This window comes from Methanosarcina sp. Kolksee (assembly GCF_000969945.1).
Classification (GTDB): Archaea; Halobacteriota; Methanosarcinia; order Methanosarcinales; family Methanosarcinaceae; genus Methanosarcina; species Methanosarcina vacuolata.
This window is the reverse complement of sequence record NZ_CP009524.1, coordinates 138,087-163,944: the sequence shown is the minus strand read 5'-3', so window position 1 is coordinate 163,944 and position 25,858 is coordinate 138,087. Positions and strand designations below refer to the sequence as shown.

Here is a 25,858-nt window from a genome sequence, read left to right as displayed (position 1 = left end):
TTTTTGGCCCCGACTTAATTACAAAGCTATAAAATATTTAGGATCACTTTGTTATTTTTATATTAAATATATCGATTAATAGAATAATTGTTTTTTTCTTGATCATCAAAGACAATCGATTTTTAAATAAGAAAATGGCAGAATATGGAAAAACCCGTACTGAAGAGATAAAAGTTAAGATTTCTCAGTCGTGATTTGAAAGATATAAGAGAGATATGAGAAATCGATTCGGTTTTTCAATGGGGGCGAGATTGGTATGACAGGATCATCGAGATAGGTTCCTAAATGAGAAAAACAAAAGAAGACTGGACCAAATATTTAATAAAGTTAAAGATCCAAGAAGTATGGTTAAGGGGGATACTTTGATCAAAAAAGTAAAACAAGACAGAGAGCTGTGGGAACTATTTACAAAAAAAGAAGAGTATGATCCTATTATTTTAGATAAATACGGAAGGCTTTCCTATTATTTAGGCAGTCAAAGAAATGTTTTTGAGCCAGAGGTCTCAAGCTTTCTGATAAAAAACGGCTTGAGTCCCGAATATCCTGAAAGAAAAAAATTTGCTGTATGCCTTATTCATGACATTACTCATGACATCGATTTTGTATGCCCCGAAATGTCGAAGACCGCAGCCAGAACCATAAAAACTCTTAAAAAAGGGCAGTTTGTACGGGCATCTATCCTTCCATTTTCAAGAATAAACAAAACCTGGAGTCCTTTATGGAATTTTAGGCAAATTATGGAACTTGAAGAAAACTACGGAGAGAAATCCACTTTTTATTTCCGGACCCTTGAATATGCGGGGTTCAGCTATGATTCCACTTTCGGACATCATTATTGTGCAGGCTTCAGGAACGGAATGGACCATCCTTTCAGTCCATATAATCTTAATACAGGAAAAGAAATTGAGATCCTTGAAATCCCGTTAAGTGTAATAGATACCACTCTTTTCAACCAGATGCATCTTGACTTCAATCAGGCATGGAGGCTTACAGAAAAGCTTACTGATACAGTTGAATTCCGAGGCGTACTTATGGTTCTTTGGTATAATATATATCAGGGGAACTATCCGGAGGGGAACTATCTGGAGGGGGATTACCTAGAGTTTTACAAAAAAAGATTTCAGTGCTGCGCTGAAAAGGACGGCTGGACGGCATCGTGAGCTGAAGTATACAGATGATGGAAGAATAATATTGAAATTAAGACAAGCTGAAATGCAAAAGAGAAAGGACATGAAAATGAGAAGAAGTGCATAAAAATTCATCTGGGCTTACAACAAAAAATATTATAAGTTGAAAAAATAAGTTGAAAAAATAAATTATAAAAATTATTATGTTGTGGGGTTGTATGGAAACTGCAAAAGGATACGCGGAGAGATTTACAACAAATCTTGATGTGATTCTCAGCGTCATGGGATTTGGTTTAGGATTATCAATTATTTCTTTATACTACATCATCAACCTGAACCAGAAAGATATTGGAATTGCCATTCTTTCCTCTTGTTTGATTTACTTTATATTTAGAAATAAATTTAAGAGTGAGACCGCAATATCTTCCCGAGAAGACAGGCTTAAAAGTATACTGGAAATCTCGTTTTATCTCATTTTTCTGGCATGCATTTTTATATATAGCACGAATCTGTACTACAGGCCAATCTCTTCCTTTATATTGATATGTATCCTTGCAGCTATTATCGCTTCCCAGATTCTTTATGTTAGAGAGGGAGATGGAGTGTCCTCTCTATTATTGCAGATATTCCTGCTATCAATTCTCATCAGAGTTGGAATTTTTTATAATTTTCCAAGTCTAATGGGCTACGATGCTTATTTCCATGCCAGCATGGCGCGGGCAGTTACTGATACCGGGTTTGTTGCTCCAATTGAAACAAGCAGTAAGTACTTCTACTACCCACTTTTTCATATTTTTGTCTCAATTATCCAGGTAATGGGCGAAACCGATATCAAAGACGCAATATTTTATTCCATAGGGTTTGCCAGCGTTTTCAGTACAGTAGGCGTTTACCTTGTAGGAAAGAAACTTGAAGGTGTTCAGATGGGTTTGCTGGCGACTTTATTAATAAACATAAATAATCATAATATCGTTGCAGGCATTACAAATATAACTCCTGGTTCTCTTGTTCTTTGCTACTTTATATTCATTATATACGCGATATTTAGCGAGAACCAGAACTTGAGATATACAGGATTCATTCTGCTAATTACCATTCTAATGGTTCTGACCCACCAGTTGACAACTTTTGTAGTATTTCTTTCTTTAGTCTCAATTTGCGCAGGCAAATATCTGCATAATCGTGTATATAAGAGTCTTTTCGTGAAAACAAACAGTTTTAACTACATTCTTTTTTTTATAATTAGTTTACAAACATACTGGATGTTCACGTATGTCAACTCAAATACCTCTTTTCTTGAAATGGTGCTCAGTCCTCTTATGGATGTCCTTAAAATCGGATCAAGTTACTCAAGTGATGTACTTATTGTAGGTTCCATAAATAATCAGGAAACACTGGAAACGCTCTTACTCCATATAAGCTATCTCGCTCTACCTTTTTTTGCAATAGGAGGGGTATTAGCATGGCTTTCTCACAGAGACATCAAAAAAGTCAATAAATTTTCTATTGCCTTAGTTGTTATAATACTTTACAGTCTTGCTTATGGAATTCCTTTGCTTGGAATGAGGAATTTCCTTACAAGCCGATGGTTCCCACTGATAGCAGTGTTCCTGGTACTTGTATCCGCCTCATATATATTGAAATTGATAAGTCTCTTTAACTCAAAAAAAGCAAAGATCCCTGTGATGTTCTTAATCATTTTTCTATTTTCGTTTGTAATGGTTACAACACCAGGCATAAATAAAGACAACCCACTTGTGGCAAAGGACACAACTGTAAGAAACCAGTTTAAAAGTATTGAAATCGAGGCCATTAAAACAGTAACCATGAAGTACTCTGGAAATATTTTGATGGACTCTCCCTATGACAGTTGTCTTTTTTACAGGGACAGAGCATATGATTCCAGTAACGCAACATATTTTAACATTCAGCATATACAGACTGGAGAGATTGATGGCAGTCCTACGGTTTTGCTGAGAAAGTCAACTGTTAAAGAACCTATCTCTATCAATGATCCTGAACGCTATGGAGTAAATATTATCCAGACATTGCCAGAGGGATTTTTCAATAGATTCAACACACATGATTATGCCCGAGTATATGATAACGACGAGGTGTTTGCTTACACAAAGGAAAGAAAAACGGCCAGAAACTAAGAGCTCAGGATAGTCTCCGTTAATTATTGCGGAATGAAAAAAAGCCCATATGTTGGGGTTTATGTTTTAAAGTTGGAAATAATTATGTCAAACTTTATCGGTAATGTGTTAAAACTTGTATCAGGAAGTGTTGCTGCTCAGATTCTGGGTATACTTCTGGTACCAATAGTCACTAGAATTTACAGCCCTGACGATATGGGAGTCTTTCAGCTTTTTGTGGCAGTATCAGGTATACTGGTAATTTTCTCTACTTTTTCATACCAGTTTGCTATTATGTTACCAAAATCCGAAGAGGATTCCGCAAATGTGTTTTTCCTTTCCTCGATTTTAGTCACTTTTATATCCTTACTCACAGCTGTAGCAGTGATAATCTTTCCAGAGGATATTGAGCATATTATTGAGTATATATTTCATACGAAGGGATCCTCAAAATATTTAATCTATCTTCCTGTAATAGTATTTTTTAATGGCCTTTTTTTCGTGCAGAATTACTGGCTTTCAAGAAAACTGCGTTTTGGAGTTGTTGCAGGGTCCAGAGTGTTAAACGCTTTATCGGCCAAAGTGCTTCAGTTAATTCCTCTCTGGACTGCATCACCTTTGGGTCTAATAGCAGGTTATACCCTTGGATATGGACTCGCAGACCTGGCCATGCTTAAAGGAGTAAAAGAAGACTTAACGGTCTTCAAAAAAGTTTCAGTTAAAAAAATGAAAGAAATGGCTATTGAATATAAAAATTTTCCTTTATTTAGTTCATGGTCAACACTTGCAAATACAATTTCGCCACAGGTGCCTACTTTTTTGCTTGCATATTTTTACAGCACAACCATTGTTGGATATTTTTCACTTGCAAATCAGGTAGTAAATATGCCCATGGGACTTGTCGGGACAGCTATACAACAGGTTTTCTTCCAGAAAATCAGTGAGGTGAAAAATGGGAATTCGAGCGGCGATATGAAAGCTATTGTAAGCGAAGTTTACAAAAAGCTAATTTTAATAGGAATATTCCCTATGATACTCCTGTTAATTCTGGGAGAAGAAATATTTACGTTTGCTTTTGGGAAAAACTGGTACATAGCAGGCACTTATGTAAAAATCCTTGTGCCATTCATATTCCTTGTTTTCCTTGCCTTACCCATTTCAACTCTCTATAGTATATTTGACAAGCAAAAAGTCTGGTTTACTTACAGTACGGCTCTTTTAATCTCAAGGTTCGTGGCACTTGCCATAGGAGGAATTTATGCAAAAAGTGCCGAGTTTTCCCTTTGCTTGTTTAGCTTCACAGGAGTTATATTCGCTCTATGGAATAATGCATACTTGCTTAATCTTGTAGGGATCAGTAAAAGGGAAAGCCTGGAAATCCTCATTAAATATACAACAATTGGGGTAGTTATCTCAATCCCATTGATTCTACTGGAAACGCTCTCTGCGAATTTTTATATTATTATGCTTGCAGCTATCATCATAACCCCTATATATTATGGAATAGCTCTTCGTGACGATCCTGCTTTCAAGAAGTTACTTTCAGCCTTTCTCGTGAATATAAAAAATAGAACCTGAAAGGGTGTAATTCCTTTTTAGAAAAAAACTTACTGAAAGTTGATCTCTTAAGAAATCACTTTTATGAAGGAAAAGTAGAGTTTCAGTCAGGAATGAAAAAGGAAAGAACATTAGAAAAACATAATGAAAAAATAATTTTGGGATTTCCCCGACTTTTATTTTTTGGCTCTTCGCTATTCCCTATGGATAAAATGATTTTCAATTCAAGACCGCATTGGTTTTTATGAGGACGTTATAAGGATATCCACACAAAACAACGAAGAGCCATATTTTTGATTTTTATCAGTAAGTTTCTTTGTGAGTAGTTTTATACAGGGCTTTTGCAATTGAATATTTTTTGCTCTCAAGAGTCACACTATAATAGGGAATTAGCTCAGGAGAAAAGCCCATAATGAAATCCGCAAACCTGGAAATATTTGCTGCCATTACGTTCATATACTCGAAATTTCGGGACTTCAGGTCAAGAAATTCGTTATAATACAGAAGAGCATTGGGACCCAGACGGCCAAAATCCGGGTTCAGAGCCGAGGTCCAGGTTACAGTGCATTTTTTACCATATAGGTTTAAGTGAGCTGCAACAACTTCGCCCTCAGGGGTCTCTGTAACAAACATGTAGCCGATATCTTTTTCCTGAATTAGCTTAAACACTCTTTCAAAGAATCCTCTGGGAAGGGGAGGAGCTAATTTCTGTTTTTCGTAGACCATTGAGAGCAGATGGTAATATGTTTCAGGATCGTTCCATACCCTGGTTTTAAGTCCTGCCTCATTTGCAGTTTTAAGTTCTCTTCGAATCTTTCTTGCAATGTTATTATCTACATCTTCGCTCAGATTCAAATAATGAGTATAGTGCACAGTGGAGTCCCATCCGTACCACGTAAAAGGTCTTACGTCTTTAAAACCTGGAGCGAACGTAAGGTGAATACTATCAAATCCCTGCTTGCAAAGGAATTCCCTGAGAGGATTAAGAATGTCGTGAACTTCCTGGACCTGTTTACTTGCTTTAGAGCTGGCACTCTCTTTTATAAGAGGCCCGCTGTAGCTGGTCATATCACAGGTAGAATTCGCTACCTTTAAAGCGCCCTTAATGTTTTTAACAAAAAGAGGACATCCTCCCACAAGCTCGCCTTTTCTGAAACAACCATAAATTCTAAGATCCTTTGATAGGACATCCCTGCAAATTCCAAGCCATTCACTGGTATGAAAGAGTGTACCAGACTGAGCGTTTTCTACGAGCAAATCCCATTCATTATATTCTGATGGCGCTAATTCTCTAACTTCAATTTCGTCCATTTTAAGCCCCGTACAAATAAATGACTATTCTTATCCTGATGAGTTATAGGGAAACATAAGGATGATTTAAATAGATGACTATTCTTATCCTGATGAGTCATAGGAAACATAAGGATGATTTCAAGCCCTCATTTCCTGGCCTCAATTTCTGACTTACAGACTTCGTTAACCTTTTTCGCAACGCTATACCAGCTGTAATTTTCAGTAACATAACTTAAACCTTTTGAACCCAATTTCATTCTTAAATCGGGATTTTCAAGTAACTTTAAGATACCTTCTGCAAGAGCACCCTGGTTTTCAGGAAGGACAGGAATCCCCCCTTCGGAAGCCTCAAGTACATCAGAGACCCCACTGATATTGCTTGCAATTACAGGCTTTCCGCAAGCCATGTATTCATATAACTTCAAAGGAGACAGGCCTATTTTTGCGTTTCTGGCAAATATAAAAGGAGCGGTGCAAATATCGCTCGCATTAATATAGAAAGGCACGCGATCGTAGGCAATCACACCCGTAAAGATGAACCTATTCTCGACTCCGAGTTCCCTGCAGAGTTTGAGAAGATTATCTTTCATAACCCCATCTCCGACAATCAAAAAGTGGCATTCCGGAAATCTGGAAAGTATGGATGGGGCTGCCTTTATTAGATACTCGACCCCCTGCCAGGGAGCAAGGTTACCCACAAAGCATACAAAAGGAATTTTAAGGTCCAGACCAAGTTCTCGTCTGCAGGTTTCCTGTTCCAGAGGCCGGAAAAGGGAAGTGTTTGCCCCATTAGAAACTACGACTATTTTTTCTCCCGGGACGTTATAGCCCTTCTCAAGATTTGATTTTATCCCGGGAGTCACAGCAATAATTTTATCCGAAAACTCAAGAGCCTTCTTGAGAATAAATAATTTTAACCTGGCTTGTGTAGAGAAATATCGGTTTGAGAAACTGCTTCTTTTTTCGGGATGTGAGAATTGATCTCCTTCAGATTTTTCCCTGAAGAGGTTCTTTTCGTCTTCAGGAATTCCATTTAATTCATAAATAATTCTTTTGCATCTGTTTTTACAGAATAGTCCAGCAAGAAAGCCAAAATTGGGATTGCGGGTATATAGCACATCAAAAGTTTCGGAACCCAGAAGAAATATGGAGTTTCTGAAATAGCTCAAAGTAAGTGAAAGGAAACTTCCAGGAGGGATATAATAGCTGTGAATATTGGTCATGCTCGAAAAGGAAGTCTTGCCAACAGTAAAAATATGGATCTCATTACCAAGCCTGGCAAGGTTGCTAACAAGCTCGTACCTGTGAATAAACGAGCCATCAGCAAGAGAAAGGGGCCTTACCATGTCAAGAAAAAGCATCTTCAAGTTATCACCTTAAACGAATTGCCTTTTCGAGATGTTTGCTAATCTTCACTGCTCTCTCTCCTTTACATGTCTCGAATTGTGGCCAAAATTTTTTGAGATTCTGGAAAACAACCCTGAAAATCCCTGATTCCTGTAGTAAGTCCTTACTTCAGAATCCTGGATTTTTTTCTCCCTTCTAATTGCCGAGCCAAAATACCCCCAGCAATAGGCAATGCCCGTATAGTAAGGAGACTTCAAGGAAAGATGAAGTATGTTTAAAAGAGCCATGAAAGAGTTTTTGCCAAGGTAATAGGCCATCCAGCCGTTTTTAAGATGCCCGTTCCAGAGCCCATCAGCTGCACTTGTTTTACGCTTCTGGATCTGGACCACATCAGTATACTGCATGAGTCGCCAGCCTCGCAAAAGAGCCTTTATATTAGAAATTGAATCTGGAGACGGTTCAACCTGATAACCGCCAGTTTCGAGGAAGCACTCTTTCTTCCAGATCCTTCCTGTGCCTCGAGGAAGCTCTTTTGCAGTTACTTCCAGGGAAAGTTTTCCGTCATTATCATAATATATTCCCCCACTAACAATTCCTAGAGAACTATCCTTTTTAAACTCAGCCAGAAGTTTTCCAAAATAATTTTTTTCAAGCACCGTATCAGCGTCAAGAAGGCCTAGATACTCGAATTCAATATTATTTTCCTTACAATACTCAAGCGCATAGTCAAAGCCCTGTTTGCAGACATAACTGTAGTGAAAAGTGATGTCTCTTGGTCTTGGAGGTAATCTTATACTCTGGACCCATGAGTATTTTGACTGCAGGTCTTCGAGAATACGTGGTGTTTCGTCTATACTTCCATCATCGACTATAATCCATAACTCAGGTTTTAATTCCTGTCCGATTACAGCCTTTGAAACTTCTGGCAGATTTTGTTCTTCGTTCTTTGCAGGCGTAACCAGCAGATACTTTCCTTTTAATTCAGCTCCTATCTGCCCACCACCTGTAGATTTCTTCTCCGCTTGTCATCCATGCCCTTTTTTCGGAGCAGTACTGAAGCACCTTCTCATACAGCCTCACCCAATCTTTTCGAAAATTGCAACTGAACGCGAAATTATGCCACAAAAGAGTAATAACACCGTTAAGGCCTGCTGTAGTATCAATCAGATTTTTTGTGCGTTCCCAGGCCTCTTCAAAAGATTTAGAAGTAGCAAAAAGAGCAGTGTCCATAACGATAAGCGGAATTTCGAGGATACCAATTTCTTTTCCTGTATTAAGGTTATAAGGACTGAAAGGGTGGCACATTCCATTCCTGAAGCCAACTGAGTATCTGTGCCCGAAAGTGGAGTCATAGCTAAAACCGGCATCTGCAAGAATTTCCCAGGAGTCTGGAGTTTTGAACCTGAGGTAATGATTGCGAAAGCCTATTACTTTTTTACCCAAAACGGCTTCAAGTCTTTCTTTTTCTTTTTTTATATTTTCTGGACTGCCGTATGAATAGTAACCTCCGTGAAGACCAACCTCCCATCCCCTATCTAAAATTTCTCCCAGATGATGTTCTATGTCTTCTATATCATACCTGAATCTTACTGGATCGGCTTCTGCAGCAATGAAGTAAAAAGAGGACTCTGCTTCAAACCTGGCTTCAATGTCCATAATTTTAGAGAAATTAAGGTAAGGAGAGTAGTCTATTTCCCTCAATTTCCACAATAACTGAGCTGCAGAATCCTTGAAATTTAACCGTTTAAGGCTGTAAACTGATGACAACAAGCTATGGGAAAGAGGCGGGTAAATATCGTCTATATCATGAGTCAAACAAACGGCAAATGATTTATTTTCAGGGAATTCGACCTGCATCCCGTTTTTCATAAGATACCTGGAGACCTTGGGCTCAGAGGCATTTAGGAGATCTTTTTCAGAGAAAAGAAAACGCTGGTGCTCATCCAGCTTTTCGGGATAATACTCTTCTTTTCGGGTGAAAAGATCCCATACATCCTGGTTTTTCATCAGTAATTCATGCATAAGACTCATCCGAAACCGAAGATAAAGAAAGCCCAGATTTTTTTTCAGGAAGACTTTCTATGAGATTGACCATGAACTCGGTAACATTGATTTTATCCTTGAGAAGAGCCGCTCTTTTCAAACTCCAGCTTTTCTTAAGTTCCGAATCTTTGAAAAGTTCTGAAATTTTTGTCAGGGCAGATTGCGAATCGCTGTAATTAAAAAGCAAACCGTACTTCTTTTCGAGTTCGGAAAAGTTCCCCATCGTTCCTGCAAGAGTGGAAATATAGATTGACGGAGTCCCCAGGATTGCACTCTCAACAGCCATCGTTGCTCCTTCACCAACATATAGAGTGGAATAATAGAGCAAGTGGTGAATTTTTTCTGGAGATACACAGATTCTATATTTTTCAAACTCTTTTTCCAGAGGGCCTTCTGAAGTTATGAATACTTTTCCGAATTTTTCGGCTTCCTGGACAAGTGCTACTTTATTTTTTATTCCATGTTGGCCGACATCGTGATGTGCGCCCCATGAAACAAAGCGAAGGACCGTAAAAGGCTCCCCCTCCTCTACTTTGAGGTCTTTCAGGATCTCAGGATTGGGAGTAAAATAAGATGGATGAAGATAAGCCAGTTCATGATATCCACTATACCTGATCTGTTTTGGCCCTTCATTATTTAGATAGCATGAAGGAGTACAGATTATGTCACAGAAAGGATAGGTTAACTTCTGTGCCAGTACTGCATGTTCGGTGTCGTTAAAAATTATGGATTTTTTCCGCTGCATCCAGGCTACCTGAGCTACAGCTGGAGAAAGGATACCTATAAAAAGGTCAGGATCAAATTGCTGAGTAATTTTAAAAGTTTTGAACTCTCTTATGAACCATTCTTCAAGCAGATTAATTTTTCCTGGTTTAACTTTACTCAAAACTGTATGTGAAATTCCGTAGGCGTTCAAGAGATCTATTACTACATCCTTGTCTCGAGAGACCACCAATACTTGATGCCCTTTTTTTTCAAGACTCCATATAGCGTTTTTAAAAAAATGAACATGGGCTGGATGCCCTATATCGACAAGAACTCTCAATTTTTCACTCCCCAATAAATATTTCCCATGACTATAATCAAAAGAAAGTCTGTCTGCTTGAGTAGTCTTTCAAGATTGAGAGTTAGGAAACTAACCTTGAACCTGATTCAAAAGTATATGAGATAAATTAATATCAACAAATCAGGAAATTTTCCTGCCTTTTTCTCTCTTACTGTGACAAAAATATGCAGTCAAATCCTGGTTTTCACTCAACCCCGATTTCAAACTGTTCTATCAGACAGAACTCTCCCCCATATAATGTTAAAAAGTGGTAACTATCCGTCTCCAGTGGATGGAGCCCCCCCTTGATAGTGCCCTTGACGAATTAAATTATTTAAGATAGTTAGAGTTATTAACAAACAACATTATGATTAGAAGATAAATGGCTCAAAGATAAATAGCTATGGAAAACATAGTTACTGAACTAAGATAACGAGAATTATCAGTGTTGAGAATTATAGACATTATATTCTAAAAAATAGGAAAATAAACATTATTTAGCTTTTTTTAATTTGGTAAGAAAATAAACTTACTGGAAGAAACAAAAGAAATACTGAAGAAATACTGAAGAAATACTGAAGAAATAAATGTATTATGTATATGAGGATTACTTTGTTAGAATTATGTTAAAGCTTGCAAAGAGGAAACTAGTAATAAAGCATACTATAAGTGGATAAATTCCCATATCCATTGAATCCACAGAAAATTCATCTTCTTTTCTAGAAGCCAGCAGCATTTCCTTCATACCTACAAGAGCGATTAGTCCCACGACCGTTATCCGATAATACACAGGGATTCCAAAATCCGTCGAGAGAAAGCAGATACCTAAATCTGAAAGAGACTTCCCCGCTGCAAACTCTGTGCTCAAACCAAGTATTGAAAACATTATAAGATCCCCCAAAACTTCTGTAAAGGAGTTATCAAAACATGTATTAAACCCTAATTATACAAGGTATTAGCCTTTAAACTATATAAACTTGTGAAGAATTATTAGGAACTTGTGGTAGAAAACCGTATAGATTGGAGGTTTCTATAGTAAACCTGGAAAGAGTTCCTATCAAAAAATAAATAAGAATTGGAATTGATTACTCTCCAATTCTCAATAAAGAGGTTCAATTTATGAAAATTTCCGTTATAGGGTCAGGATATGTGGGCTCGGTCACAGCCGCATGTTTTGCAGAAGTCGGGCATGAAGTAATCTGTGTAGATATCGACAAGAAAAAAATGGATCAGATAAATGCAGGCATTCCCCCTATCTATGAGGAGGGACTTGGAGAACTCTTGCAAAAATATGCCGGAAAAAGTCTCACTGCAACCACTGACTATGAATTTGCGATCAAGAATACAAACATTTCTTTTATCTGTGTAGGAACTCCTTCCGCAGAAGATGGAAGCATAGACCTTTCAATTGTTCGTGCGGCAACAGCAAGTGTAGGGGCAGTACTGGCAAAGAAAGAAGGATACCATGTAGTCGTTGTTAAAAGCACAGTCGTTCCCGAGACAACTGAAAAATTTGTACTTCCAATCCTTGAAGAAACTTCAGGAAAGGTAGCAGGAAAAGACTTTGGAGTTGCAATGAACCCCGAATTCCTCAGAGAAGGAAAAGCCGTTTACGACTTCATGCATCCTGATAAAATAGTTGTAGGAGCAATTGACCAGAAATCGGGAGATCTTGTCTCAGAACTTTACCGGACCTTTAAATGTGAGGTGACCCGCACGGGTGTATCAACAGCGGAAATGATCAAATATGCAAATAACTCCCTTCTGGCTACAAAAATATCCTTTGCTAACGAGATTGGCAACATTTGCAAAAGGTTAAACGTTGATACCTACGAGGTTATGAAAGCTGTAGGTAAGGATTCCAGGATATCCCCAAAGTTTTTGAATTCAGGAGCAGGATTTGGAGGGTCCTGTTTCCCAAAAGATGTAAAAGCACTTATAGGAAAGGCAAAAGAAATAGGATATTCTCCAGCGCTCCTGGAATCCGTAATTGGAGTAAACGAAAAACAGCCAATTCTTATGACCGAAATACTCCAGAAGAAAATAGGAAGCCTTGCGGGAAAAAAGGTTGCGGTCCTTGGGCTTGCTTTCAAGAACGATACAGACGATATAAGAGAGTCCAGATCTATCCCTGTCATTGCTGAACTTTTAAGATTAGAAGCAGAAGTTTCGGCTTACGATCCAATGGCAACTGAGAATATGAAACGGATATTTCCAACAATTGAATACTGCGGGAAAGCTAAAGACGCTCTTGAAGGTGCTGACGCCTGCCTTGTAATGACAGAATGGGATGAGTTCAAGCAACTTGATTCTGAATTTGAAGTCATGAACAAAAAGATAGTAGTTGACGGAAGACGGGTAATTAAAGCGAAAAATATAGATTATGAGGGACTCTGCTGGTAAAAACCAGCAGAAATCATTTACTCTTTTTATATAAAGTTATATGATATACTTTGCTAGCTCCTTATAGTAACGTCTGTAATTGTTGCAACAAAAAACTTCATTGCACCTCATTGGGTAGTTGCATTATTTAGCCTCGTGACTATAGTGACTTATATACTAACTTGGCCAACTCCCTTATGTATGGGACCTTATTTATCTGAAGGTTCCTTGACCGATGCTAGAATTTCTCTCAGGTACTCAAGTACGTCTTTTCTAAGATTCTCGTTTTCAAGGGCAAAATCCACTATTGATTTTACGTATCCTAACCTGTCACCGGTATCGAATCTTTTTCCTTTGAACCTGCATGCGTAGATCATCTGCGACCTGTTAAGGACCCGAATGCCGTCAGTCAGCTGGATTTCGTTTCCTACCCCTGTCCCGGCCTCTTTTATACAGTCAAAGATTTCAGGAGTGAAAACATAGCGACCTATTGCTCCCAGATTTGAAGGAGCATTTTCAGGTGAAGGCTTTTCGACAATATCCTCCAGTACATAGAGAGAATTACTAAGAGGCTTGCCCTTTATAATTCCATAACTACTTAATTTTTCACGAGGAACTTCTTCCACTGCGAGCGTGGATCTCCCATACTTTTCAAAATTTTCAATGAGTTGAGCCGTGCAGGGTTTGTCATTCACAATAATATCGTCTCCGAGAAGCACAGCGAAAGGTTCGTCTCCAATATGGTTTTCTGCCCTGAGGACCGCATCCCCTAGTCCATTAGGTTCTTTCTGACGGATATAGTGAATATCCACAAGGGAAGAAACGTCACGCACAAGTTTAAGAAGTTCAGTATTGTGCTTTTTCGCAAGATGCATTTCGAGTTCGGGAGAATCATCGAAATAATCTTCAATTGCCCGTTTACCCCTGCCTGTAATAATGATTATATCCTCAATTCCCGAGGCAATGGCTTCCTCTACAACATACTGGATCACAGGTGTGTCAATAATCGGAAGCATCTCTTTTGGCATCGACTTGGTGGCAGGCAGGAAACGAGTCCCAAGACCAGCTGCCGGAATAAGTGCTTTTTTAACGGTCAAAATAAACTCTCCGGTAAAAGAATTCTGTGAAAAGTTATTCATATAGTTAAGCAAATAATACTCTTTAACCAGAATATCTTTAATATTTTATGGTTATCTACTCATTCCACATATAAGAAATGAGATAAAAGTATTTTCTGATTACTTCAAGACATTATAAAGTATTAATCGAAAGAAAGATTATTTGGAAAGATTGTTAGGAGGATTTTCCATGCCTGCAAAGAATAAAATACTTGTGACAGGAGGAGCCGGTTTTATAGGAAGCCACCTCGTAGATCACCTTATAGAAAAAGGGAACAGAGTTACTGTTTTTGATAACCTGAGTTCAGGAAAAATGGGATTTATCGAAAATCATCTTGAAAACCCTGACTTCACCCTGATAAAAGGAGACCTCCTTGACCAGGAGGCGATAGAGAAGGCCTGTGAAGGTATCGACTTTGTTTGTCATGTGGCCGCAAATCCTGATGTAAGGCTCGGAGCTTCGGATACCAGAGTTCATCTGGATCAGAATATTCTGGCGACATATAACCTTCTGGAAGCAATGAGGAAAAACAACACCAAAAAAATTGCGTTTACTTCCACCTCGACAGTTTATGGAGAAGCGAATATTATGCCTACTCCAGAAGATTATGGCCCTCTTATTCCGATATCTCTTTACGGTGCCTCTAAACTGGCTTGTGAAGCATTTATTACTTCATATTCTCATACCTTTGATATGCAGGCCTGGATATTTCGCTTCGCAAACATCGTTGGCCCACGCAGTACACATGGAATTACGGTTGACTTTATAAAAAAACTGTGGAAAAACGCTAGTATGCTGGAAATCCTGGGAGATGGCAAGCAGGAAAAATCCTATCTTCATGTTTCAGAGTGTGTTGATGCAATATTATTTTTAATCGAGAACAGCAAAGAAAAGGTAAATATCTTTAATATCGGCTCCGAAGACACCATCAGTGCCACAGAGATAGGAAAGGTTGTTATAGAAGAGATGGGGCTTTTTAATGTTGAATTTACCTATACAGGGGGAAACAGAGGCTGGAAAGGCGATGTGCCAAGGATGAGATTAGGGATTGAAAAAATGAAAAGTTTGGGCTGGAGACCGGTCTATACATCGGAGAGAAGTATTAGGGAAACGGCTAGAGCATTACTTGGGGAAAAGTTAGTAGACTAACTTTTATTCCAGTTTTTTTTAAACAATTTTTTGTGGATCCGTATAAAAAGGCAAAATTACTGCTTGACTTCGCTTTTGACTCTGAATAAGTATCTTCGTATTAAAGAAAGTTCGTGGTCTGTGAATCCGCCTACCAGGAACATCATAACCAGATAAATAAGTACACCTATACCTGCAATCTCAAAAAGCTCAATGATGCTTGAGATAGCGAAGTAGGAAACAAAGAGATACATAACTACTGAGGACAGAACGCTTTTTGCAATATCATGAAGATAAAAATCAAGTTTAAAATGTTTTAAGGAAATATGCATACAAAGCACAGACATTAAAAAGTAAGAAAATAAAGTTGACAGTGAGGCTCCAACAATTCCAATAGAAGGTATCAGTAGAAGATTAATCAATACATTCGAAACTGCTGCAACAATATTAATGTAAGTTGCAGTTTTTGTTTGCTTTATAAGGAGCATTGTGTTGACAAATATCTGGAAAATTCCTGCCAGAAGACCTGAGAAGGCAGTAATGGGAATTACAAACCAACCCGAAAGAAAATCATCAGTGGTAAGGATCCCAAGCAAAGGCTTTGCAAGAGCTGAGAGCCCGAAGACTGCAGGAATTGAGACGAGAAGAAAATATCTTAGAGAATGAGACATATAAATTCTGACTTCATCCATTTTATTTTCATCGAAAAGCTTTGATAACTCGGGAAGAAGAATGAGCTGAAGAGAGCTTACAAAAAGCTGGATAAGACTGCCAATTGAGCAGGCTGCCGAATATACGCCCACGCTTCTAAGGCCGAGAAAATAAGTAACCATATATCTGTCACTTGATTCTGTAATCCACCTTACAAGTGAATTGGGAGTTAACGGTAGAGAAAATTGCAGATACTCTTTCATGTAAGTAAATCTCGGGATAACGAATCCTATTTGTGATATGATCATCAGGAGAGAAATTAAAAAAATGAAGCCCTGTACAAGTAGAGTAGCTGCTATTACACCAAGAAGCCCATATCCCATTTTGAGAAGAAAGAGAATAAAAAACAATTTTCCAAATGTTTCAAAAAGGGTTAAGTAAGAAAATGTCTGAATCTGCCTGAAAATCCGGAAATAAAAAAGAGATATAGACTCGATCACGCTCAGAAGAATTAAAAGGGAACCTGCCTGGATAAAATAAGTTGCATGAGGGTCTTTAAAACCAAAGGTTGCAAGCGGCTCTGCAAACGTATAGAGTAAAAAAGAGGCAAATAGACCGGATACAGTTACAAAAAAGAGAATTGAATATACTGCTTCCCTTATTATTTTGATTTCCGTTTCAGAAGATAAAAACCTGACAAAACCCATAGAAAGGCCCATCAGTGCAAGTGGAGAGATGAGAGATACAGTGATATTGATTTGAGCCCAGAGTCCATAGTCGTATGTTCCAAGGGTCTTTGTAATTATCGGAAGCAGGAAAAAAGTTCCCAGGCTTGTAAGTACCTGAACTGTCCCGATAAAACCAACATCCTTTGCAAACTTTTGATATGACACCATATCACCTTAAAAAGAATTCCGTTTTTAAGAATTTCCATTGAAAGAAGTTATGAAAATAGCCTTACATGAAAGTATTTCTTAAGACTTGACCCGGCTCAATATCCAGCGCCTGATATTTAAACCCTTTTGAATGCTTCTCATCTTGCTCAAGTTTTAATCTCTCAGTAGAAGTTCTATTTATAACTATATTATAATAAGTTTCATTCATACAAAGTACCTTTAATTTTGAATTCAAAAGTTTCGATATATTATACTTATATTCAGTGTTAACTTCAAATTTTTTTAGCGGCATTTTTTTTTCAACAACGACAAATTTTAACTGCCCCCAATAAGAAATTTCTACAAAAGATAAAAGCCTTTGTGTTGAGATAAATTTTGGCAGAAGTTCAGTGCATATATGGACATGATTTTCTAAAAAACATGCAGTTGAGACAAAAAGAATTAAAGATGCGAACACCGCAAGTTCTGGCTTATTAGGAAATATAATTAAAAATTTTACACGATGTAGGCATAAATCCAAAAGAGCCAGAAATTAGAATAAGACGTTTAAAAAGAAGAATAAGTTTGGAAGCAAAAACAAATAATTAAACCTGATTAGTAGGTCTAGAAGCCATACTAACTTACTTAAAAAATTACTTATGGAAAATTTTAAAAATTCATGTTTTTCGTGCATTAAAAGAAAAAAGTTCCAAAATATCCGACCGCAGAAGTTTATTTTCGGGTCGGAAGTTATGGAAAATCTTTTTTGAGAATTCAACTCTTACCTGTAAACTAGATTCAGTTTTGGTACCTGACTTATATTTCCGCAGTCAGCACTGTAGAAGGCGATATAGTTATCACTTTCACTGCGGGCTTTTATAAGGAAACCTGTGTTTTCATACCTGCCACTGACATATTCTTTTACAAGATCAGTTACATCGAGCTCATAGTACCTGTTATCTGGCAAGCTATCGGCTCTCAGGGTTAATGTAGCATATGGAGTACTTCCCTGGAGAACACCATTTCTGTCATACCAATCTCCTCCTGCGTTATTCCAGGCAATGTCTTTATTCTTTTTATTCCAGCTCACATAATCAGGATTCCAGGAAACAGGCCTGTAAATCTCGATAACAGTATCATTTGATCGTGTGCTGGAAGGATAATACCAGAAAAGAGAAAGATTTGCATTTTCTACCTCTGTGGTACTGGTATATTCACTTAAATTAAACGAAATAACATCCCTGTATCTCCCAACATTGCTCAATTTTCCTACATCGATAAATGATGTGTCAGAAAAGACGCCCTCAGGTGAGATTTCACGCAGTCGGTTATCTTTTGCGCCAGTAATAGTTGCATTTGCAGTTACCCTTTTCTTAATATTAAGCTTTGGTACCTGGCTTGTGTTTCCGCAGTCAGCGCTGTAGAAGGCAATATAGTTATTATTTTCACTGCGGGCTTTTATAAGGAAACCTGTGTTTTCATAACTGCAATTGACATATTCTTTTACAAGATCGGTCACATCGAGCTCATAGTACCTGTTATCTGGCAAACTACTGGCTCTCAGGGTTAATGTAGCATATGGAGTACTTCCCTGGAGGACACCATTTCTGTCATACCAATCTCCTCCTGCGTTATTCCAGGCAATATCTTTATTCTTTTTATTCCAGCTCACATAGTCAGGATTCCAGGAAACAGGCCTGTAGACCTCGATAACAGTATCATTTGGCCGTGTGCTGGAAGGATAATACCAGAAAAGAGAAAGATTTGCACTACTGATTTCAGTATCATTGGTGTATTCGCTTACATTAAACCATATAAGGTCTCTGTATCTACCAACGCTGCTAATTCCTCCTACATCGAGAAATGATTTATCCGAAAAAACATCCTCAGGAGAAGCTTCACGCATGCGGTTGTCGTACATATCTCCAAAGAGATTCAAAACAACACTTATATTTGCAACTTCAGAAGCACTGAGCTTACCATCGCTCACTTCAAAAGATATCGCGTAGAGACCTTCCTGCTCATTTGCCGGCCTCCAGCTGAAAAGCCCTGAATTCCCATCAAAACTTGCACCTGCAGGAAGGCCAGAAGCTGAGTATGTAAGGCTGTCTCCATCCTCATCAGAAGCTTTTACTAGAATATTCAGGTTCTCTCCGGCTTTAACCGTGACCTCAGAAATAGGCTCTATTATGGGAGCATGATTTTCCTCAGAAACCCCTGAAAGAGATGCATAGATCGTGTTTCCATATCTTCCTATATTGATTCTGTTTCCATTATCTTCGGGCTCGTTAGAGTAATCCGAGAAATAACATCCGGCATCAATGCAGGGAGAACTAACTCTGTCTTTAACCCAGGTTTTTCCGTTCCAGCGGCCTGAGACCGACTGAAGATGGTAGTCATGGTTTTCTGGGTCTGCAAAAAGAGGGGTTACATAGATATCAGTTGTCGATGCGCAGTTTTTATAGTTACCTGCTGAGTTATTGTAGAGACAGTTATTTTCCAGCACAAAGGAATGCGTTTCAGGCAGATAATTCATAATTCCATACCCTGTTTCAGTCGGAGACTTTGTGCGCAATCTGGTATTTACAATTATGTTATTGCGGACAATTGTTGTGAATCCGTCGCCTCCTGGCACATAGGTTGGAGAATAACTGTTGATATACATATTGGCAATTGCAGTATGGTAGATTCCGTCAAAAACATTGTTTTCAATGACAGTGTCTTCAAATCCACCTGTTATGATACCGCCTACCCATGTAATGCTAGGATTGGTGCCCGTGTCATAGAAAGTATTGTGATGGATATAGACATTTTTCGCCTGGTCTCTGGTAGCAGAAGAGCTATCATAGTTGAAAAGCCAGATTCCAGGGCCATAGGTATTATTGATAGTATTATTGTAAATCTCTACATTATCCATAATGCCTGCAGACTTTTCTACCTGAATCCCTGGCCCGCCTGCACTCCAGTGGTAGAAAGAATCGATGAAATTATCATGGAATTTTACATCATTTGAGTTCCAGATTCTAAGACCACTGTTAGTCCTGCAGGTTATTGTATTATTCCAGGCCTCTACATTCTGACACTGAATCGCAAACAGACCGTCGTGTCCGAGCTTGTAGATAGTATTGTTATAAAACTTGATGTTCTCGCCATATTTTATCCTCAGCCCGTCTCCGTGACCGTCGTGCATATACATATCGCATACGGTTACGTTATTGCAGTAAAGGAAGTAAATCACATTATAATATCCTTTACCCTTAGCGAACTCGGTGTTACCGTCATGGTTCACATTGACCTCGAAACCTCTTATTACAATATTATTATTTCCAGAATTGCTCATCTGCTGGATTAAGGGCTTCATTGTAACCCAGCCTGCGTGATCAACCAGCTTGATCACAGCAGTCGAATCCCCTTCAAAAATAGTATTGCTGCCGATGAGAAGAGTATCGTTAATAGAATAAGTAAAAGGACCTTTAAGGTGTACAGTAGTATATTCAGAGTTATCGGCCACAAACTTAAGAGCCTGATTTATCTGTACATGATCATCTTTTCCATCGCAGTTAAAATCTCCACTACCGTCCCCCGCAACATAAACAGTTGGTGCAGGACTTCGACATAAAGCAGTAGGAACGCTTGCAAGAATAAGGCAACTTACCAAGAAAAGGAGTCCAAATTCTCGTTTTAACATCGGGATTATCTGGGATTGATCACAACAGCGCATATTGTTAATTTTGGTAGGTAGATGTTCATGTGGTGACGTATCAATATCCCCATAAAATTTGTTACTATTTATCAAAAATTTGCTTAAACTTAATATTCTGATTCTCATAAAGTGAATAATGTTTTTTAGATAGTGCTCACTCTCAGACGTTCAAGGCTATAGAAAAGTTCCGGAGAATTTATTCATGGCAAACAATATTGAATCCGATAAAATGCAATGAATAAGGGACTCAGAATAAATCTCCCTGATTTTCAGGCCAATTCTCGACTTCACCAAATCCCCCCATGAAACATAGTGAACGGTCTGAGTATTAGCCCTTAATTAAAGATCTATAGCCAACACTGTAAACTATATTGTAATGTTATAAAAATATTTGTGCAAACTTGATAAATATTTAAAGAGTTGCATAGTGTTAGAGAGAACAAATAAATTTGTAGAAAGAATGGATTTTTAGAAAGAATGGATTTTTAGAAAGAATGGATTTTTAGAAAGAATGGATTTTTAGAAAGAATGGATTTTTAGAAAGAGAAAACACCATATAAAAAACATAAAAGTTGGAGAAGAATGTGGAAATTAGGAGTAAACCTCTGACATATCATAAAAGTATTGTCAGAGCATATTGCTCCAATTCCATTCTTGCAACTCCATTCTAACTGCGTTCTTAAGATATTCCGACCATTTTTCTGAGAACTTGCTTTATTTACACAATTTAGAATTGATTCAACAGAGCTGGTTTTACCACAGACTGCGAGTTTTTTTGGTTTAGAACTTACTAAGCATCAGTCATTCCTCCAATCCGAGAGATAAATTGCTCAAACAAAGACCTTCAGGAGATACTTCGTAAAGGTAGGTGTCGTACGCGTTAGAAAGGTTCAAAGCGGCTTCTTCAACCACACTTATTATTGCAACTTCAGAATCGCTGAAAATGCCATCACTTACCTCAAAAGATATAGTGTATACTCCTTCCTGTCCGTCTGAAGGCGTCCAGCTAAAAACTCCTGTTTTGTCAAAACTTGCACCTGCAGGAAGATCAGATGCTGAAAAGGTAAGGTTGCCTCCATTCACATCAGAAGTTTCCACTGTAAAGTTCAAAGTTTCTCCAATCTTAACTGTAGTTTCGGGAATTGATTCAATAACCGGACCCTGTGTATCGACAGAAAGATCTTCGGAGTATGTGAAATTATCTTCGTCCTCGTCAAAAATTTCCTCCGTAAAGTTAAGATCCTCATCAATCTCATTTTCATCAGTCTCATTTTCATCAGTCTCATTTTCATCAGTCTCATTTTCATCAGTCTCATTTGTATATTCGGAGATTGAGTCTGTTAACAAAGACTGAACAGTCTTTACTTGTGTGGATGACAGTGAAGCATAGATTGTGTTTCCATATCTGCCTATGTTGATCCTGTTTCCATTATTTTCAGGTTCTTTAGAATAGTCCGAAGAGGCGTATCCGGCATCAATACAGGGAGAACTAACTTTGTCCTTAACCCATTTTTTCCCATTCCAGTGACCTGCAACTGACTGGAGGTGATAATCATGTTTTTTCTGGTTTACAAATAATGGGTTTAAGTAGATGTCAGATTTCGAAGTGCAGCCTTTATATTTGCCTGCTGAGTTCTTGTAAAGGCAATTATTCTCCAACACAAAAACATGGTTTTTAGTGATGTAATTGATCACTGCATACCCTGTCCCACTAGGAGACTTTGTACGTTTTTGAGTATTTACAATTATGTTGTTACGGACAATTGTTGTGTATTTTGACGAGTACTTTGGAGAATAAACTTCTGGATACATGTGAATAACAGCAGCATGATATACGCCGTCAAAAACATTATTTTCAATTAGAGTATCATGGAACCCACTGGCTACAATACCCCCAACCCAGGTAATGCTAGGATTGGTGCCTGTGCCGTAGAAGACATTATGATAGATATGGACATTTTTCCCTTTGTCTTTGGTAGCAGAGGTGTCATAGTTGAAAATCCAGATGCCTGGGCCATAGGTGTTAGAGATAGTATTATCATAGATCTCTATATCATCCATAACACCTGCAGACTTTTCGATCTGAATGCCCGGGCCGCCTGCACTCCAGTGGTAGAAAGAATTAATTACATTGTCATGGAATTTTACATGGTTTGAGTTCCAGATTCGAAGACCACTGTTAGTCCTGCAGGTTATTGTATTCTTCCAGGCCTCTACGTTTTGACACTCAATTGCAAACAAACCGTCGTGCCCGAGCTTGTATATCTTGTTGTTATAAAATTGAATATTATTTCCGGATTTTATCCTCAGCCCATCGCCGAGTCCATCGTGCATATACATGTTGTATACTTTTACATTACTACACTTAGTAAAGTAAATTACATTATAGTACCCTTTACCCTTAGAAACTTTGGGATTACCGTCATGGTTTCCATTAACCTCGAACCCTCTTATTACAATGTTTTTATTTCCGGAACTGCTCATCTGCTGGATCATAGGTTTCATTGTAACCCAACCTGCATTGTTAGCCAGCTTGATAACAGCATTTGAATCCCCTTCAAGAATAGTATTGCTACCAATGAGAAGAGTATCGTCAATAACATAAGTAAAAGGACCTTTGAGGTGAACAGTAGTATATTTAGAGTTACCTGCTACAAACTTAAGGGCCTGATTTATCTGTACATGATCATCTTTTCCATCGCAATTAAAATCCCCACTCCCATCTCCTGCAACGTAAACAGTTGGTGCAGGACTTCGACATAAAGCAGTAGGAATACTTGCAAGAATAAGGCAACTTACCAAGAAAAAGATCCCTAATTCTCTTTTTAGCATCTATATCACCTGAGACTACTATAAAAAGTATATTAAAATGATTACAGAGTAAGTGCTGGGCAAAAAGTACCCATCTGTCTACAAAATTAAAATTGCCTGTCAAATAATTAGACAAATTTCTTACTCAGTTCATTGAATAATGGATGAGATTTTTCAAATAGTATCCACTCTCCAACATTCAAGGCTATAGAAATTCTTAGAGAAATTGTTCATAGCAAAAACTACTAAATCCTATCAAAGGAACAAAGGAATCCAGAAGAAATCACCCTTTATTTCAGGCTAATTCCTCAAATTCATCTAAGTCCCCCCAAGGAGCATAGTGAATAAATTGAGTATTAGCCTTTAATAATTTTAATAGTCAACACTATAAACACTTTAATAATTTCTATAGACAACACTATGAACTAAATCACTATGTTATAAAAATATTTTGACAGTCTTTTTGAATTTTTAATCAGTTTGTGAAATGAAAAGAAGAGTCTATAAAGATTTTAGCCAGGCCCGAAGTCAGAAACAGCTTTAGTAACATTTACGGGAGATCTCAAAACTCCAACAATTTCTATAATTGGGGGAAACATTTTTGACTTAATTCAGCCGGAAATCATCCCAAAATTTACGCAGGGTTGAACCCCTACCATCAATGAATCATCCCAATTATAGAATTGAATGTCGTTTTGAGACAGCCTTTGCAATATCATTAAGAATACAATCAAATGATATCGTTAAAGTTATACAGAATCTTTTTCAAATCCCTCCCGGATATAATTTTTAACGCGTGTCTAGTTTTTCCTAACGGCTATGGCACTTATATCAATGTTAATTAAATGCAACCTCAAGTCTCTGGATTCGCAATAGAAGAAACGATAAACATATCGATGCATCAGTGCTTTGATTTCGATGCATAGATTGTGTTCCCATACCTTCCGATATTGATCCTGTTTCCGTTATCTTCAGGTTCATTGGAATAGTCAGCAGATGGATATCCGGTATCAATACATGGAGAACTCACTTTGTATTTAACCCATGTTTCCCCGTTCCAACTTCCACCTCTTGATTGAAGGTGGTAATCATGGTTTTCCTGGTCTACAAATAATGGCCTTATGTGGATATCGGCTTTCGAGGTGCAGTCTTTATAGTTACCCGCTGAGTTATTGTAAAGGCAATTATATGCAATCTCAAAGGAATGTGTTTCAGGTAGGTAATTGGCAATTCCATATCCTGTTCCGCTCGGACTTTTTGTACGCTTCTGGGTATTTACAATTATATTGTTGCGGACAATTGTTGTGTATTCTGACGTATAATTTGAGAAAAAACCTTCGGGACTCATGCTGACAATGGCAACATTATATGCACTGTCAAAGACATTATTTTCTATAAGTGTATCATGGAATCCACTTCCCAAGATACCCCCAACCCATGTAATGCTAGGATTGGTGCCCGTGTCATAGAAAATGTTGTTATGGATATAGACATTTTTCCCCTCGTCTTTGGTAGCAGAGGTATCATAGTTGAAAAGCCAGATACCAGGGCCGTAGGTATTATTGATCATATTATTGTAGATCTCAATATCATCCATAGCACCTGAAGACTTTTCTACCTGAATGCCCGGGCCGCCTGCGCTCCAATCGTAGAAAGAATCGATGAAATTATCATGGAGTTTTACATCATTTGAGTTCCAGATTCTAAGACCACTGTTAGTCCTGCAAGTTATTATATTATTCCAGGCCTCTACATTCTGACACTGAATCGCAAACAGACCGTCGTGTCCGAGCTTGTATATCTTGTTGTTATAAAACTGGACGTTCTTGCCATATTTTATCCTCAGTCCGTCTCCGAGCCCGTCGTGCATGTACATATCGTATACGGTTACGTTATTGCAATAAAGGAAGTACATCACATTATAGAACCCTTTACCCTTAGGATATTTTTTTTGATCGTAATTACCGTCATGGTTTCCATCAACCTCGAAACCTCTTATTACAATGTTATTATTTCCGGAACTACTCATCTGCTGGATCAAAGGTTTCATTGTAACCCAGCCTGCGTGATCAACCAGTTTGATCACAGCAGTCGAATCACCTTCAAGAATAGTATTGCTGCCGATGAGAAGAGTATTGTTAATAACATACGTAAACGGACCTTTAAGGTGGACAGTGGTATATTCAGAGTTATCAGCCACAAACTTAAGAGCCTGATTTATCTGTACATGATCATCTTTTCCATCGCAGTTAAAATCTCCACTACCATCTCCTGCAACATAAACAGTTGGCGCAGGACTTTGGCATAAAGCAGTAGGAACGCTTGCAAGAATAAGGCAACTTACCAATAAAAGGAGTCCAAATTCTCGTTTTGACATCGGGATCATCTTAAGGTGATCAGAATAAAATTTATTAATATTTTTGATAATTAAATATTTGTGCAGTAACGTGTCCACACCTCCGCAAAAATTACAATTGTTTGCTAAAAATTTGAGGAAGTTTGCCCATATTTTCAGATATATTGGGCAAGATATTACAAACATTAGATCCTTTCAGAATTTAAAGGCTTTATATACGCAAATTAATTTTTGAAAGCGTAAAGGGTTAATATATAATAACACCTTTAAGGATAAGGCAACCCAT

The 25,858-nt window shown here is 38.0% G+C and carries 17 protein-coding genes; 5 read left to right on the top strand and 12 right to left on the bottom strand.

What is annotated here, in order from left to right; genetic code table 11:
• The first annotated feature begins 362 nt into the window (after window positions 1–362).
• The 3 genes from MSKOL_RS00875 to MSKOL_RS00865 all read left to right on the top strand — a co-directional run bounded on the left by MSKOL_RS00875 (window position 363) and on the right by MSKOL_RS00865 (window position 4,840).
• Window positions 363–1,160 carry a hypothetical protein gene (locus MSKOL_RS00875; protein WP_048153271.1) on the top strand — a complete coding sequence of 266 codons (798 nt, stop codon included), beginning with the start codon at window positions 363–365 and terminating at the stop codon, window positions 1,158–1,160.
• A gap of 185 nt (window positions 1,161–1,345) precedes the next feature.
• Window positions 1,346–3,283, top strand: a complete 1,938-nt coding sequence (locus MSKOL_RS00870) for a hypothetical protein (RefSeq protein WP_048153270.1) — start codon at window positions 1,346–1,348, stop codon at window positions 3,281–3,283.
• 84 nt (window positions 3,284–3,367) lie between these two features.
• Entirely contained in the window at window positions 3,368–4,840 is a 1,473-nt protein-coding gene (locus MSKOL_RS00865; RefSeq protein WP_048158069.1) for a lipopolysaccharide biosynthesis protein, read from the top strand.
• A 282-nt stretch (window positions 4,841–5,122) separates the two neighbouring features.
• Here MSKOL_RS00865 and MSKOL_RS00860 read toward each other — a convergent pair whose 3' ends face one another.
• The 6 genes from MSKOL_RS00860 to MSKOL_RS00835 all read right to left on the bottom strand — a co-directional run bounded on the left by MSKOL_RS00860 (window position 5,123) and on the right by MSKOL_RS00835 (window position 11,433).
• Window positions 5,123–6,130, bottom strand: coding sequence for a GNAT family N-acetyltransferase (locus tag MSKOL_RS00860; RefSeq protein ID WP_048153269.1), 1,008 nt, complete (start codon window positions 6,128–6,130; stop codon window positions 5,123–5,125).
• 128 nt (window positions 6,131–6,258) lie between these two features.
• Entirely contained in the window at window positions 6,259–7,473 is a 1,215-nt protein-coding gene (locus MSKOL_RS00855) for a glycosyltransferase family 4 protein (RefSeq protein ID WP_048153268.1), read from the bottom strand.
• A gap of 51 nt (window positions 7,474–7,524) precedes the next feature.
• Window positions 7,525–8,421, bottom strand: coding sequence for a glycosyltransferase family 2 protein (locus MSKOL_RS00850; RefSeq protein WP_255351985.1), 897 nt, complete (start codon window positions 8,419–8,421; stop codon window positions 7,525–7,527).
• 19 nt (window positions 8,422–8,440) lie between these two features.
• Complete coding sequence (locus MSKOL_RS00845) at window positions 8,441–9,490, bottom strand: polysaccharide deacetylase family protein (protein ID WP_082090997.1); 1,050 nt, start codon at window positions 9,488–9,490, stop codon at window positions 8,441–8,443.
• Window positions 9,474–10,547 carry a DUF354 domain-containing protein gene (locus MSKOL_RS00840; protein ID WP_048158068.1) on the bottom strand — a complete coding sequence of 358 codons (1,074 nt, stop codon included), beginning with the start codon at window positions 10,545–10,547 and terminating at the stop codon, window positions 9,474–9,476. The genes MSKOL_RS00845 and MSKOL_RS00840 overlap by 17 nt, the downstream gene beginning before the upstream one ends.
• Window positions 10,548–11,154: 607 nt before the next feature.
• Window positions 11,155–11,433 (bottom strand): hypothetical protein, encoded by a 279-nt coding sequence (locus tag MSKOL_RS00835; RefSeq protein ID WP_048116821.1) that lies wholly within the window; start codon window positions 11,431–11,433, stop codon window positions 11,155–11,157.
• A gap of 233 nt (window positions 11,434–11,666) precedes the next feature.
• On the opposite strand from MSKOL_RS00835, the gene MSKOL_RS00830 reads away from it, so the two are divergent.
• Window positions 11,667–12,950 carry a UDP-glucose/GDP-mannose dehydrogenase family protein gene (locus MSKOL_RS00830; RefSeq protein ID WP_048153265.1) on the top strand — a complete coding sequence of 428 codons (1,284 nt, stop codon included), beginning with the start codon at window positions 11,667–11,669 and terminating at the stop codon, window positions 12,948–12,950.
• A gap of 188 nt (window positions 12,951–13,138) precedes the next feature.
• On the opposite strand, the gene galU is transcribed toward MSKOL_RS00830, so the two are convergent.
• Window positions 13,139–14,026 (bottom strand): UTP--glucose-1-phosphate uridylyltransferase GalU, encoded by an 888-nt coding sequence (galU, locus tag MSKOL_RS00825; RefSeq protein WP_156150925.1) that lies wholly within the window; start codon window positions 14,024–14,026, stop codon window positions 13,139–13,141.
• A 211-nt stretch (window positions 14,027–14,237) separates the two neighbouring features.
• Here galU and MSKOL_RS00820 point away from each other — a divergent pair, with 211 nt between their 5' ends.
• Window positions 14,238–15,197, top strand: coding sequence for an NAD-dependent epimerase/dehydratase family protein (locus MSKOL_RS00820; protein WP_048153264.1), 960 nt, complete (start codon window positions 14,238–14,240; stop codon window positions 15,195–15,197).
• 56 nt (window positions 15,198–15,253) lie between these two features.
• Here the strand turns inward: MSKOL_RS00820 and MSKOL_RS00815 are convergent, their stop codons facing one another.
• The 5 genes from MSKOL_RS00815 to MSKOL_RS00795 all read right to left on the bottom strand — a co-directional run bounded on the left by MSKOL_RS00815 (window position 15,254) and on the right by MSKOL_RS00795 (window position 25,593).
• Entirely contained in the window at window positions 15,254–16,723 is a 1,470-nt protein-coding gene (locus tag MSKOL_RS00815) for a flippase (RefSeq protein WP_048116812.1), read from the bottom strand.
• 61 nt (window positions 16,724–16,784) lie between these two features.
• Window positions 16,785–17,180 (bottom strand): hypothetical protein, encoded by a 396-nt coding sequence (locus tag MSKOL_RS00810; RefSeq protein ID WP_156150924.1) that lies wholly within the window; start codon window positions 17,178–17,180, stop codon window positions 16,785–16,787.
• 303 nt (window positions 17,181–17,483) lie between these two features.
• The gene (locus MSKOL_RS00805; RefSeq protein ID WP_048153262.1) at window positions 17,484–20,390 is read right to left on the bottom strand and encodes a disaggregatase related repeat-containing protein; all 2,907 of its coding nucleotides are present in this window, start codon (window positions 20,388–20,390) and stop codon (window positions 17,484–17,486) included.
• 816 nt (window positions 20,391–21,206) lie between these two features.
• Window positions 21,207–23,237, bottom strand: a complete 2,031-nt coding sequence (locus tag MSKOL_RS00800; protein ID WP_048153261.1) for a right-handed parallel beta-helix repeat-containing protein — start codon at window positions 23,235–23,237, stop codon at window positions 21,207–21,209.
• A gap of 880 nt (window positions 23,238–24,117) precedes the next feature.
• Entirely contained in the window at window positions 24,118–25,593 is a 1,476-nt protein-coding gene (locus MSKOL_RS00795) for a right-handed parallel beta-helix repeat-containing protein (RefSeq protein ID WP_197078796.1), read from the bottom strand.
• Window positions 25,594–25,858 lie beyond the last annotated feature (265 nt).

What these genes read in the sequence shown, in the direction of transcription:
- MSKOL_RS00870 (WP_048153270.1), top strand. Translation starts at nt 1,346, where the DNA reads ATGGAAACTGCAAAAGGATACGCGGAGAGATTTACAACAAATCTTGAT.
- MSKOL_RS00865 (WP_048158069.1), top strand. Translation starts at nt 3,368, where the DNA reads ATGTCAAACTTTATCGGTAATGTGTTAAAACTTGTATCAGGAAGTGTT.
- MSKOL_RS00860 (WP_048153269.1), bottom strand. Translation starts at nt 6,130, where the DNA reads ATGGACGAAATTGAAGTTAGAGAATTAGCGCCATCAGAATATAATGAA.
- MSKOL_RS00855 (WP_048153268.1), bottom strand. Translation starts at nt 7,473, where the DNA reads ATGCTTTTTCTTGACATGGTAAGGCCCCTTTCTCTTGCTGATGGCTCG.
- MSKOL_RS00845 (WP_082090997.1), bottom strand. Translation starts at nt 9,490, where the DNA reads ATGAGTCTTATGCATGAATTACTGATGAAAAACCAGGATGTATGGGAT.
- MSKOL_RS00835 (WP_048116821.1), bottom strand. Translation starts at nt 11,433, where the DNA reads ATGTTTTCAATACTTGGTTTGAGCACAGAGTTTGCAGCGGGGAAGTCT.
- MSKOL_RS00830 (WP_048153265.1), top strand. Translation starts at nt 11,667, where the DNA reads ATGAAAATTTCCGTTATAGGGTCAGGATATGTGGGCTCGGTCACAGCC.
- MSKOL_RS00820 (WP_048153264.1), top strand. Translation starts at nt 14,238, where the DNA reads ATGCCTGCAAAGAATAAAATACTTGTGACAGGAGGAGCCGGTTTTATA.
- MSKOL_RS00815 (WP_048116812.1), bottom strand. Translation starts at nt 16,723, where the DNA reads ATGGTGTCATATCAAAAGTTTGCAAAGGATGTTGGTTTTATCGGGACA.
- MSKOL_RS00805 (WP_048153262.1), bottom strand. Translation starts at nt 20,390, where the DNA reads ATGTTAAAACGAGAATTTGGACTCCTTTTCTTGGTAAGTTGCCTTATT.
- MSKOL_RS00800 (WP_048153261.1), bottom strand. Translation starts at nt 23,237, where the DNA reads ATGCTAAAAAGAGAATTAGGGATCTTTTTCTTGGTAAGTTGCCTTATT.
- MSKOL_RS00795 (WP_197078796.1), bottom strand. Translation starts at nt 25,593, where the DNA reads ATGTCAAAACGAGAATTTGGACTCCTTTTATTGGTAAGTTGCCTTATT.